7 protein-coding genes are annotated in these 13,516 nt (G+C 40.6%); 6 read left to right on the forward strand and 1 reads right to left on the reverse strand.

Features of this window, described 5'->3' with window-relative positions:
* Nucleotides 1-42 precede the first annotated feature (42 nt).
* Nucleotides 43-2,340 (reverse strand): outer membrane beta-barrel family protein, encoded by a 2,298-nt coding sequence (locus tag NEE14_RS13205; RefSeq protein ID WP_251966964.1) that lies wholly within the window; start codon nt 2,338-2,340, stop codon nt 43-45.
* A 153-nt stretch (nt 2,341-2,493) separates the two neighbouring features.
* Between NEE14_RS13205 and NEE14_RS13210 the strand changes: the two genes are divergently transcribed.
* The 6 genes from NEE14_RS13210 (at nt 2,494) to NEE14_RS13235 (ending at nt 13,504) form a co-directional block, all read left to right on the forward strand.
* Entirely contained in the window at nt 2,494-3,816 is a 1,323-nt protein-coding gene (locus NEE14_RS13210) for a sensor histidine kinase (RefSeq protein ID WP_251966963.1), read from the forward strand.
* A gap of 3 nt (nt 3,817-3,819) precedes the next feature.
* On the forward strand, nt 3,820-4,533 hold the full coding sequence (locus NEE14_RS13215) for a response regulator transcription factor (RefSeq protein WP_251966962.1): 714 nt from the start codon (nt 3,820-3,822) through the stop codon (nt 4,531-4,533).
* A 747-nt stretch (nt 4,534-5,280) separates the two neighbouring features.
* A complete protein-coding gene (locus tag NEE14_RS13220) occupies nt 5,281-5,739 on the forward strand; it encodes a PD-(D/E)XK nuclease family transposase (RefSeq protein ID WP_251967028.1) in 459 nt (152 codons plus the stop codon).
* Nucleotides 5,740-6,650: 911 nt separating this feature from the next.
* Nucleotides 6,651-11,063: a DUF6383 domain-containing protein gene (locus NEE14_RS13225; protein WP_251966961.1), complete on the forward strand. Its 4,413-nt coding sequence runs from the start codon at nt 6,651-6,653 to the stop codon at nt 11,061-11,063.
* Between the two features lie 513 nt (nt 11,064-11,576).
* A complete protein-coding gene (locus tag NEE14_RS13230; protein WP_251966960.1) occupies nt 11,577-12,386 on the forward strand; it encodes a UDP-2,3-diacylglucosamine diphosphatase in 810 nt (269 codons plus the stop codon).
* On the forward strand, nt 12,383-13,504 hold the full coding sequence (locus tag NEE14_RS13235; protein WP_251966959.1) for a glycosyltransferase family protein: 1,122 nt from the start codon (nt 12,383-12,385) through the stop codon (nt 13,502-13,504). The genes NEE14_RS13230 and NEE14_RS13235 overlap by 4 nt, the downstream gene beginning before the upstream one ends.
* Nucleotides 13,505-13,516 lie beyond the last annotated feature (12 nt).

Raw genomic sequence — 13,516 nt, forward strand, 5'->3', positions numbered from 1 at the left:
ACGGATTATGATAATATCTGGAGATAGGTTCTTTTTAGATTCTTAATACCCAAATCTCGACGTATCGACTTTCTTATGTTTCTTTTCTTTATATCCATTGAACTTATACGTAAAGGAGATGGATAAATTCCGGTTGATGTTCAGAATATCCATGTTGAGCTTTTGTCCTTTGTAGTCAATCTTGCCATCCGGAACAAAGGTGTTGAATAAATCGTTACCTTGGATCTTCAATTCAGCCTTGTCGTTGGCGAAAGTCCATTTCAATCCCAGATCCATTTTCCAGACAGAACTTACGTCGTAGATACCCTGTAACGTCGGACTAACGTACAGTAGGTTATATTCCAGCTGGAGATTCGGTCGGGAAGAAAGGCGGAATGTGTTGTTCATCTGTACAATGCCTCTCCAGTTGCTCCGGTTCAGGGAGATATTGTAATACTTGTCGCAGACATCCTGGTTGTATGAACCGTCGAACATACATTGGGCTGTCCACCATGTGCCAACCGAAAAAGGAATGATCAGCGACAAACCTGCATTCTGTTCATAATCCAGATTAATGGACTGGTAAACCAATGCCAGTTCATCCGGACTTTGGTAAGGCAACTGCGAGAAGAAATCTTTTACATGCGAATAATAAACGTTGGCAATATATTTCCCTTTGAAGATATAAGTCAGTGAAGCCGTGTAATCGGTTGAAGGACGCAGGTACGGATTTCCTTTCAGCTTCATATATCCATTGATGTAACTGGTGATATCCTGCAGTTCCCAATAGTTCGGATATGCCTTATCCGAAGAAAAGCCTAGTTGAAAGATATGTTCAGAACTCGGTTGATAACTCAGTTGAAAAGTCGGGTAAACCGCCCACTGTTGATAATCCATCAGCCGATAATATTCTCCGGCAAGCGATAAAGATATGGATAACTGATTGTTGAATGACTTCTCCGTTCCTGCATAGAAATTATAGGTTTCTTCCTGCATGTGAGTATCTGTGTTCGTAACCGGTAAGTCAGTTCCCGCATCCAACTGATATAATTGTCCGCTTTTTTCTCGGGCGAAGGTGAAATTAATGCCATAATTAAGTCCCCAGCCTTGAGGCAAATCATGGTTTTGTCCGGCATAGACATTCCAGCGGTCGATAGTCTGTCTTTCTTCTACTAAGAAATGTTGTTCCCCGGTATTCTGATAATTGGTAAAATCCTGCGTTGACGGACTGTTGAAATGGGTATAATCCAGCCCTACATTCAAGCCGAAAGCCGCGGTATAATCTAAGTTTACATTGTGCATCTGTTCCTGGGATGTCCGGAAACTCTCTGAATCCGAATAATTACCTTTCGATCGTGTTGTGGTATTGCCTTTTGTCTGAAATGAACCCGTATAAGCCGTATGCAGACTGTTTCCTTCCGACAGCTGATAATCCAGTCCGAAGCGGACATTGTGCAGCCAGTGTTTAGCTTCCGTTTCATTCACCTGCTGGATCGAATAAACCTTGTCGTGCAGGGTATGATGCGAATCGGTTCCCATGCCGGAGTCTTTGTGCCTGTATCCGGCAGCATAGTTGATATCAGCTGATAATTTTTTCCCAGTGTACGAGAGATTTATATTGCCTTCGCCGTTGGCATGAACGAACTGTTGGTAGTTTCCGCTCACTTCGCCTTTCCAAAACGGATCAGCTGATTTCCCGTTGTCCAATACGATGTTGATGGCTGCGCCTCTAATCCGGTATTTGGCCGGCGCGTTGTACATGACTTCTATTTTCTTGACTTGTGAAACCGGCGTGCTTTTCAACAGCGTTATCAACTGGTCCTGGTTCATAGATGAAGGTTTTCCGTTAATAAGTATGTTCATATCTTTTGTGCCGGTTAATGACAGTTCGTCGTTCAGTTCCATGACGCCGGGCAAACGTAACAGAGATTCGTAGGCATTGCTGGCTGTTGTCCGTTCGGACAAGACTTGTGCATCATAGACTAACGTCCCTTTATCTGCCTTAACCAAAGGACGTTCGCCGGTTACTACCACTTCGTTCAATGCATAATCTTGTCCTTTCAGTGTAATGATACCGGCATCCGGTCCGCAGTTTTCCTTCTCGAAGGTTTTGAACAGGAGGTGTTGAAAAATCAGTCGATAACAGGTTGGTTCTTCTTTGAAGACGAAACAGCCCAAGGAATCGGTAATGACGGCATCGATAAAAGTCGAATCGGGCGTTTGCATGATAACGGTCGCTGCCTCGACAGGCTGTTTGGCTTCATCTACGACTTTCCCTTTTACTTCCTGAGCCATAAGCGGCAAACAGGTACAAGCCATCAGGCTCATGATCATTCCTATTTGTTTACTAATCATTGTCATTTTGTTATCATTTTTGTTTCTGAAGCAAAGGAACGTCCTTTTGTCCGGCAAATAGGTTATCGGCTTGTTATGGTTTTGTTATTTAATCGTTATCGGCTCGCCGATTGTTAAGGAATTGTTATACCTTTGCGATACAAGACGCAAAAGACCTGTATGCCTCAGAAGTACATTAAAATATTGACCTTTTTAGGACTGATTGCCATTGTGGCCGTACAAAGCTTGTGGCTGGTGAATGCGTATCAGCTGATTGACGGGAAAATCCGGCAGGCTTGTTCTCGTTTATTTCCCAAATCGGTATTAGATGAGGTGGCCGATCGCCTGAATCAAGTTTCTGATTCGGAGGATGCGGAGCTTACGATCCACTTGGAGGAAACTGCTAATATCGAGGAAGCCAGCGGACCGGAACTTATCAGCCGACTGATTGTCGCCTTTAATCATTATGCTGATTCGGTTTATCAATCTGCTTTTTCTACTTCGGCGCTGGATTCTATCTTTACGGAAGCACTAGCCGGAGAAGGCATTTATGTTCAGGTACACAGTCAGGTGCTCGATTCAGTCCGTTTGGTGAATACTTCTTCCTCGCTTTTGTCTTTCAAGCATATCGAAACGCAGCCGGTTTTTTTGGATGAAGGAAAAACAACGCTGGTCCAGGCCCGTATCGTTAATCCGTATTGGGCAATATGCCGGCAGATGGGAATTTCGCTGATCGCAACGATTGTCCTGATTGTTCTGGTGGTAGTTTGTCTTTTATATCAGGTGAAAATCATTTTACGCCAGAATAAGATTGCCCGTCTGCGACAGGACTTTACCTATGCCATGATTCATAATATGAAGACGCCAATCAATACGATCACGATGGCCGGTCATACGTTGGAAAGCGGCGTGTTGGACAATAAACCCGAACTGAAGCGGCAGTATTTCTCGATCCTCAACGAAGAGAGCGGGCATTTGTTGCAGCTTTCGGAACGGATTCTGACCATTGCAAAACTGGAGCAGTCGAATCTGAAACTGACTTTGGCTCCTGTTCGTATCTATCCACTTTTAGATGAGCTAGTTTGTAAATACAAAGTAAAGGCAAAGAAAGTAGTTGATTTCCGGATCGACTGCCCGGAGATGTTGGAAGTGATGGCCGATGAGGAATATCTGAAGGAGGCTGTCAGCAATTTGATCGACAATTCGCTGAAGTATTCCGACGACGAAGTGCAGATCCGCTTGTCGGCATATACAGAAAACGGCTATGTGGTGATCAAGGTCTGGGACAACGGTTGGGGAATCTCGAGACAACAGCAGAAACACATCTTCGAGAAATTCCAGCAAGGCGGTCTGGAAGAGAAGAAAGACAAGCGGATAGCCGGTTTCGGTTTAGGCTTGAATTACGTATATAAGGTCATTACGGCAATGGATGGTTCCGTACATGTCGACAGTGTAGAAGGAAAATACAGCGAGTTTGTACTGGTCTTGCCGGTTAAAGCATAGGTTATGGTTCGGGTATTATTAGTTGAAGACGATAAGAATTTCAGTTTCATTATCCAGAACAGTCTGGAACAGATGATTGGCGGCTATGAAGTTGTCACGGCTTCAAACGGGAAAGAAGGCTTGGAAAAGTTAGCTCAGGAATCTTTTGATGTGGTGGTTTCAGACATAGAGATGCCTGTCATGGACGGAATTACGATGGTGCAGCAGATCCGGCAGCGGTCTTCAGCGGTGGCGATTATCTTCGTTACCGGCCGGACTCAGGCCAAAGACGTGATTCAGGGTTATCATTCGGGAGCCGATTTATACCTCAAGAAACCTTTTCTCCCGGAAGAACTGGATGCCCATATCCAGGCGTTGATCAAGCTGAAACAGGCTTCGGCTTCTGCCCGGCCGGCAGCAAAAGAGGCAGAAGAAGCCGTTTATACCATCAGTTCTTATCGTTTTTATCCAGAGCAAAACAAATTGTGTCACGCGGATGAACAGCAGTCACTGACGCATAAGGAAGCCCAGATCCTGGAAATTCTCTGCCGGGAAAAAGGACGGGTCGTTAGTCGCGATGAAATTCTTTCGTCCGTCTGGGGCACAGCCGATTTTTATTCTTCCCGCAGCCTGGACGTTTTCCTGACCAAACTGAGAAAATATCTTTCGCAAGATACGCGAATCCAGATCAAAGTACTTAAGGGTGTTGGCGTTTGTCTGGTGGATTCTATCTGCTGATAAATTCAAAATATGATCTTTCATGATTTATCTATCTGTTTGTATATCTGTTAATTCTTGTGATTCAAGGATAAATCGACGAGTAGAAGCGTAACGTGCTGCGCTTCCAGTAGGCGTAAAGGAAGTGCCTTCACATCCTTCACAGGAAATGACAGATTATGAGAGGAATAGAGGTGTGTGTGAAGGTTGAAAAACAAAATCAGATTAGGGGTATATTATTAGAATAGAAAATCTTGTTGATATAAACGAGAATCGGAAATCAATCCAACGAGAATTGCTGACGGCTCTCGTTTATTTTGTAGAAGAAGGTAGGCAACTTCTCCCAAATTCATGCCTATGTTCTGATCAAAACACGCCAGGAATTTATCAATTTACGCCGGCTTTTTGGTGATAGACTGCTTTGTGGAAATGAACTCTTATTTTTACTTGCTTATTTTTTATTTATTCCTAAATTTGCCTATCCCGCTATTGGGACAAAACACATTAAAAAGACCTTTTCTATGAGAAAAAGCGTATTTATCAATCCGTTTGTGGATCGTGGGTTTAAGATTCTGTTCGGAAGATAGTAGAGGCGTAGCGTGCTGCGCCTCCTGTCGGCAGATCAGGAAATAAAGGCTAAAAGAGAAGGAACAAATCCTTGCCAATACAGGATTAAGGTAATGTCGTTCAAAAGATATCCGTCAATTATTGGGTATAACGCCTGCTGGAGGCGCAGCACGCTGCGCCTCTACTGTCGCAAGGCCTGTTTTGGAGATTATTTTCCGGGAAATCTTTATCGAATTTCCATTATTCAACAAAACGGAATCAGAATGTAAGACCCCGTTAGATTACTGGTTGTATAATTTGAAACATATGGAACAGTTGGAACATTTATCATTCAAAGGTCAGAAAGCCTTGTTTAACCGCTTGGAAGAGTTGGCACGTATCGCCAATATGAACAAGAAGGAACGGGCAGAATACGAGGCTGCCCTGAAAATATACCGGGATAATGAGAATGTTGTTACGACGGCAAGGAGAGAAGGAATCCAAATTGGTGAAAAGCGAGGCTTGGAAAAAGGCCGAACAGAGGGGCGAAAAGAAGGAATAGCAATTGGAGAGGAGAGAGGCGTACTTAAAATCGCCCGTCAGATGAAACAGAACGGAGCTTCCGTTGAATTCATTAAGCAATGTACGGGTCTGACCGACGAAGAAATCAAGAACCTATAAAATCAATTGAAAATGGAGAGTTGAAAATCGTCAATTATCAATTTCCATTGTCAATTGGATTGGTCTCGTTCTGGTGAGCGTTAAGCGTAGGAACGAAGTGGAGCGATCGGAGCGTTGCTGTCTGAGCCAAAGGCGAGTTTGCGACGCGCACAGCGTAACGAAGTGACGGAGTAGCTCAGCAGACACAGCCTTGAACTTTTGGTTCTTTTCTTTCAAGAGAAAAGAACGATAGACTTCACATCCTTCACAGGAAATAGCTGAATATGAAAGAAGTAAGTGCGTGTGTGAAGGGTATAAAAGCAAATCGGATATGGGGTATATTATATAATAAGGTAAGAAGGGCTACTGTAATAAACACAGGCATGGATGGATGAAAAGATGTTTATGTTTTATCAAACGGTATTGGCTTTTTATCATGTACTTAAAATAAAGGATTTCGTGCTATAAATCCATTTGTTTTGTCCTTTAATCGCCTGATTTGGAAAAATAATACATGTTTTTTCTTGTTGATTCAGAAAACCTCCTTATCTTTGCAGTGATTCCGTAGCGGACAGCGGTTCGCAAAGTACGGTTTCATACATATTTAATGTAAGCATTTTACGAAGATTATTCCTTCATTGAAAATCTGGAAAATTTTTAACATCACGGAATAATGGACAGTAAATGCTTGCGCTGACTACGTATATAGGAAAAGTCTGCCATTTTAGTTGGGTAGATTGTATTATATCGTATAAGCGCGGGCTATTGTTCTGTTATTGTGATGTGGGCGAATTTCCAGATGCCTCAATGAAAATAATAGACAACTAGCCCGCGTTTTTTTATGCTCGTTCATAATGATTCGCGGGGGTTGTGGACCCTTCGTAAAATTAGTTGTTGAATTATCCTTATTATTAACAATTAATTTATTTATTATGAACAAAAAGTTTTCTACTTTGATGGCTAGTTTACTTATGGCTAGCTCATTTTCTGTAGTGGCAGAAAACTTTATTCCGGAGAACGGGCATTATGAGTTCCGCCGAAGTAAAGTGCTCTCAAATGTAACTTTTGAAGATGTTAAAGCTATTGATGCTCAAAAATGGTATCAATTGAGAGCTTATGATCCTAAAACAGGAAGAGAAGGTTATTTGGTACACTCTCGTAATCAGGAGACTGGTGAAGTTTTTTTACGTCTGGTAGAGGATGTTGAAGGAGCGCAAAAGACACCGTTGTTGGCCTCTTTGTGGCAGATTGATTATGGAAATACGGATGGTTTATCTGGTGGTAAATACCGTTTTATCAATAAAGAGACAAAAGTGTCTTTGATGTATGATTATGCATTTGCTATTGATGCTGATGGGAAATCTCTTGATAAACCTCGTGCGAGCCAAATGATTGATGGATGTGTTACGCGTTGGGCTTGGTATCAAGGAAATTCACAAGATGTCAATTTTAAATTTACAGCTCCGTATGCTTATTTTAATAATAAGAAGGATTCTGTAATGATAATGAAAGCTAATGAAAAGGGCTTTATTACATCTTATAAAGATATTGATGAGCATATTTTAGCAAATGGAGTTGTTAAAGATCCTGAAGCTTTAAAGGTTAAGCCTGTATTAGCAAATCCGATCGTATTGAATGCTTATGACTTTAATTCAATGATTGATTATAATAAAAAATCAGTGTTTGATGAAGGTAAGGCATTTGGTAGTTTTAAATTTTATACTCCTGATGGCAAATTATTCTATGATGGCAAGTGGGTTGATCCGAATGAACGTCCGTTCAAGGGGGAAGCTATGCTTGATGGAATGAATTATAAAGCTGAAAATTCAAAATTACAAGAGGCTTTCTTCGATAAATCATATAAGGACTTAGGAGGTAAAGATCTGGGTAATTTACCGGGACAGATTTTTGTGAAATCTGAAGAGGTTTGGAAACTGAAAGGAATTAATGCTTCTTTATTATCTGCAAATGACGACTTAGAGGCTGAAGTGTTTGATCTTGAGCAAGACGTAAAATATAATGAAGGATTACTAGCTGGAGGAATAAAGTCTGGTTATGAAGAAGTTGTTAACAAACAAAATAAATTAGTTGGTGAGATTGATAATTATGATTCAAGAGTACTTGCAATAAATCCTGTCAATCGAACACTTTCTTATGAAACTCTTTACAAGAGATATAGGACATCTATTACTAATTATAACAATAATCAAAAACCTGAATTGTCTTATAATCTTGCAAGTAAAGTTTATTCAGCATTTTCTAGTTTGTTAAATAATGGTTTTGGTTCAGGTTCTGTTAGTACTACGGGGCTAAATTCTTTGAGAACCGATTTTGCTGCCTTGGAAAAATTAGATAATACGGATAAAAAAGTATTTGGTCAATTTTTTGAGTATAGTGGCGAAATTGAAGATTGGAAATTACTTATTTCTGAGAAGGAAGGTTCTATTAGCCAAAATAAACAAATAATTAGTGATAATGAAGATGCAATTAGAGCGTTAAATGGAGAAATAGAATCTTTGCAAAAATCATTAAATACGAATAATTTAGCTGGAGAAAAATCCTCTTATTTATTGGATCCTACTTTCTTGCGGTTAAATTATATTGACAATAAGGATAATAATCAGTATTTAATGGTCGATACTGCCTATTGGCAATCTGTATCAAATCCAGTAGATGGTGATCTGAAAATTGTCAATAAAGTACCTAATAGAAAAGATGACTTAGCCATTCAAGCTCGTTATTATTTCAAATTTACTTACTATCCATCACAAGATAGTTTGGTTGTAGAACCATTGAATGCTTCTGATAAATCGGAAAAAGAGGCAGAGAAAAATGTTTCTTTCAAAGATTCTTATGCTGGTAAGTATTTTGTGTATGCTAGTGATGTAAATGAAAAGGCATCTCAGGTAAGTAATACTTGGACCTCTAAGGGAGATGAAATCGTTATTCGTTTGAAAGATTTATCAACTTCTAAATGGTGTTTGACAGCAACATCCAAAAATAAAGGTATTGGAGCTTCTCCATTGAATGCTCGTATTGCATTTGATAATCCTTATGATCATTTGGTTCGTACTACATTGGAACCAGGTTTGTATTGGATTCAATCAACGGTAAAGAATGGAAAGTATCTTGTAGCTGGCTTAGAAGGACACTATATGTATGATGTTCCTAATGCTGATCAAGATTATGGAATGATGCCTGCAACTATGTATGTAGTAGAAAAATATGGTTCTTCTTGCAGTGATCTCGTTCAGATTCGTAATCGTGAATATGGTGAAGAATGGTATACAACCTTTAAAGGACAGTTGTATGCAGCTGTTAATGCTAAAGGAGAGGAAGTTGGTAAATATACCATTAATATGAAGGATTATAGCGATGAACCAACAGATGAATTGGAGGTATCATGGTGGAATCGTTATTATGGCGGTCTTTGGATGAAAGATACTTATAAGTTCTCTCATGTGGATAATGAGGAAGCTTTAACTAGTCAATATCATGGTTACAGATTCTTAGATCCGGAAACATTGCGTTATACAAACTATGCAATGCGTTATAACCGCTACAACAAAGATTCTGAATATATTAATCAGGGTGAAGGAGATGTTCTGTTTGTTTCTGAAGACGAAAGTAAGTATTTTGAATTTGATACAGTATATTATCAGCCTGGATATAATAAAGAAGGAAAACGAAATTACAGGAATATTTCTGTAGATGAATTTGGTTATGGCGCAGGTGTGATAGATGCTATTAGTGGGAAAGAACTTCCTCAATTAGTTCGTCAGGCATATACGATGAAAGTGAAGGATTTCAATTTGATTGATAACGACACTCTTTATGTAAATGTTAATGAAAAATTTGGTGAAAAGAACTATTACATGACACGAGGTATCGGTGATATTTTGGATAATGGTCTTGGTACTATGTCATTGTTCTACTTGAAAGCAGATCAATTCGATTCTCAGTCAGATACATGCTATGCTCTTATAAATACAGTTAAAACTTCTGATGAACTACAACTGTGGAACGGTTATGGTCGTGTCGATGTATTGAGTACAGGACAATTAGGAGAAGCTGATTTATATAATGGCCAAGAAGATAACATTGATGCTTTTGCTTTGGAAATTTTCAACCGTCCGTTGTATCGTTCAATACCTGAAGGTAAAGTTAATTTCTATCGTACTGTAGGTGGTGTAGATCAGAAGTTGTTTGCGGATGAATTTAATGAAACTGGAGCTCCTGCTTCAAATGTGATTGAAGGCTTTGAATACTTAGGTTTGAGCCAAGAAGCAATGAATGTTGGTGATACTTCAAAAGTATTCTTTGTAGAACCATTGCGTTTGGATAATAAACTTCGTATGCCTCAATACATGTTGGCATTGACAAAAGATACTGTTGCTGACGGTTTCTGGTGTATCAATAATGTACATGGTTATTTTGCTGACAAAGATGCTGCTGAAGCAGAAGATGCTAGCCATTATGCATTCTATAATGGATATACAGCTGGTCGTTTCTTAGTTAATTTGACTGATTCTTTAGTTAAAAAAGGAGACGGATCACATGCTTATCATGAACCAGACTTGTTTACATATAAGGGATATGCAGTTCGTTTGGGATTTGTTGAAGGTGTTCACATGGTAATTACGAAAGAACATGCTGCAGAAATCAATGCTGCTATCAGTGCTTATAAGAAGGAAAAAGTTGATTGGGTTAAAGAAGGTGAATTCTTCTACACATTCAAAGGTGATAATACTTTGGAATCAATGAAGGTTTATGTGAAGAGATATGATAAATCATATTTGGATCCTATTAAGTTCTTCGATCCTAAAAATACAAACCGGAATGATTATTCAATAGTTGATAGACATAATAATTGGTCATTCTCATTCCGTTTAGTTCAGGATGCAACTGAAGAAGAATCTGAAGAATTCTTGATTGAATCTAACTTGGACGGTGTGTCTGAAATTGCTTCATGGCAAGGTTCTTGGATTAAGATTTATGATAAGTGTCCTGTAACTAATTACATCGGTGGAAACCATGGAGAGTTGTTGCTTGGTAAGGGCTTATATGCTGATAATGTAACTGATGGTACCTTATTTAAGGTTACAACAACAACAGATTCAGCTACTGCTAACGAAGAAATCGCTACTTCAAGTGTAATCGTTGCAGGTGTTGACGGCGCTGTAGTAGTTAAGGGTGCTGAAGGTAAGAACGTAATCGTAAGTACAATCTTAGGTAAGGTAGTAGCTAACGAAGTAGTTTCTTCAGACAATGCTCAGATTTCTGCTCCGGCTGGTATCGTAGTCGTATCAGTTGACGGCGAAAGCTTCAAGGTAGTCGTAAAATAATCGACAATTGACAATTATAAAATCAGTAGAGACGTGGCGTGCCGCGTCTGGGTTTCACACCCGTAGCGTGCCGCGTCTCCCTGATAAAAAGAAATAATCATAAAAATTAATTGTTCCACCAGCCGGCAACGGTTTGCAGAGTATCCCGCGAGGGCGAAAGTGGAAGTTGTTAATAAATAGAGTTAATAGTCACACACCTTTTTGCAAAGGTAAGTATCCTGCGAAGGAGAACAAGTGGCATTAGTATTAATAATAGTGTAATATAAAGTTTATGTTCTATTAGTAACCCTGCGAAGAGTAAACATAGAATCTCAAAAAGATGAAATCCCTGCCGTTCTATTCGGATGGCAGGGATTTTTTGTTAATTGAAAATTGAGGATTGAGAATTGACAATGGACAATTATTCTTGGTGAGAGACTTTGTTGTATAAGAATCTGTAAACAGATTGTCACACCAAACACACAGCCTCGTAATATACGCCCGCTACTTTTGTGTAAAACAATCAAAAAGCTGATGTATTTACGAAAGCATTACCGCACAATTGTCCTTTCGGACATTCATTTGGGAACAACTCACTCGAAAGTCGAGGAAGTTAGCCAATTGCTCCGTTCAGTGAACTGTGATAAACTCATCCTGAACGGAGATATCATTGACGGCTGGCACATGAAGAAAAACGGAACTCGGAAATGGCAGCCGGCACATACACAATTCTTCAAGATCATCATGAAACTGATGGAGAATTGCGGTACAGAGGTGATTTACGTGAGAGGAAATCACGACGATTTCTTGGACAATCTGGCACCGATCCGCTTTGCCAATATCCAGATTGTCAAAGATTATGTACTGAAGAGTGGTGATAAAGTGTACTTTGTTACTCATGGCGATATATTTGACCGGGTAACCACCCAGATGAAATGGCTGGCCCTTTTGGGCTATATGGGCTATACATTCCTGCTTTGGTTCAACGGCTGGTATAACAAATACCGTGCCTGGAAAGGAAAACCTTATTTCTCTCTTTCGCAACGGATCAAGCAGAAAGTCAAATCGGCCGTCTCATATATTTCGGATTTCGAGAAGACTTTGTCTGATTTTGCTCTGGCCCGTAAGTACGACGGCATTATTTGCGGACATATACACCATCCGGATAATTGTTATTATGGCAAGATCCATTATCTGAATTCAGGCGACTGGGTAGAAACCATGTCGGCTCTGGCTGAAGATGAAAATGGAAACTGGAGCATCCTGTATTATACGGATGTAGAAATGGACGAGCTTCAGGGAAAAGATCAATTAACCGTTCAACCTATGCAATCAGCCTCATGAAATATATCTTTATCGTACAAGGTGAAGGTCGCGGACATCTGACGCAATGTATGGCTCTCGAAGAAATTCTCCGTAAGAACGGCCACGAAGTTGTCGAGGTCCTCGTCGGTAAAAGTAAGTCACGGCAGTTGCCGGCATTCTTTACCAGGACCATCAAAGCGCCGGTACAGCGTTTTGAGAGTCCCAATTTTCTGCCTACGGCTTCCAACAAGCGGAATAATATCCTGCGGAGCGTTGGCTACAATCTGCTGAAAGTCCCGACGTATCTGAAAAGCATGCGTTTCATCAAAGACCGGATTCGGGAAACAGGGGCCGAAGTAGTCATTAACTTTTATGAGCTGCTGACCGGTCTGACTTATGCGCTCTATCGGATAAAAGTACCGCAGATCTGTATCGGGCACCAATATCTGTTTTTACATAAAAACTTCCATCTTCCGGAGATTCGCAGGGCGGAAATCCAACTATTGAACTTTTTTTCCCAACTGACTTGCCTGGGAGCAAGCCAGAAGCTCGCACTTTCATTCAAGGCAATGGAAGATGATAAAGCCCACCACATTCGCATCGTACCGCCGTTGCTCCGGAAGGAAGTTTTTTCTATACAGGCTACAGCCGGAAATTATATACATGGTTATATGGTGAATGCGGGCTTTGCCGAGAATGTGATGGAGTGGCACCGCCGGCATCCCGAAACTGAACTGCATTTCTTTTGGGACCGGAAGGGAGAAACGACGGTCCGAAAGATCGATCAGACACTTTCTTTCCATCCACTCGATGATAAAGCCTTCTTAAAGCAGATGAGCGGTTGCAAGGCTTATGCCAGTACGGCCGGCTTTGAATCTGTCTGCGAAGCGATGTATTTAGGGAAACCTATTCTGATGGTTCCGGCTCATATTGAGCAGGATTGCAATGCGCAGGATGCCGCCCGTAATGGAGCCGGTATTGTGTCAGGCGATTTTAATCTTGACCGGTTACTGGCCTTTGCCGAGGCGTATAAACCCAATCCGGTATTCCGTACGTGGGTGAACAGTGCTCCTTACGTTATTTTACATGCCTTGGAACCCGAACCGGATCAGATCACTTATTTGGCCGGTCAGATAGGCATGGCCGGAAATTGTTAAGGTCTATTTCTC

Origin of the sequence: Parabacteroides sp. AD58 (assembly GCF_023744375.2) — a bacterium.
In the GTDB taxonomy this organism is placed as follows: Bacteria; Bacteroidota; Bacteroidia; order Bacteroidales; family Tannerellaceae; genus Parabacteroides; species Parabacteroides absconsus.

Coding starts and splice junctions, on each gene's coding strand:
- NEE14_RS13225 (WP_251966961.1), top strand. CDS start 6,651: ATGAACAAAAAGTTTTCTACTTTGATGGCTAGTTTACTTATGGCTAGC.
- NEE14_RS13210 (WP_251966963.1), top strand. CDS start 2,494: ATGCCTCAGAAGTACATTAAAATATTGACCTTTTTAGGACTGATTGCC.
- NEE14_RS13235 (WP_251966959.1), top strand. CDS start 12,383: ATGAAATATATCTTTATCGTACAAGGTGAAGGTCGCGGACATCTGACG.
- NEE14_RS13215 (WP_251966962.1), top strand. CDS start 3,820: ATGGTTCGGGTATTATTAGTTGAAGACGATAAGAATTTCAGTTTCATT.
- NEE14_RS13205 (WP_251966964.1), bottom strand. CDS start 2,340: ATGACAATGATTAGTAAACAAATAGGAATGATCATGAGCCTGATGGCT.
- NEE14_RS13230 (WP_251966960.1), top strand. CDS start 11,577: ATGTATTTACGAAAGCATTACCGCACAATTGTCCTTTCGGACATTCAT.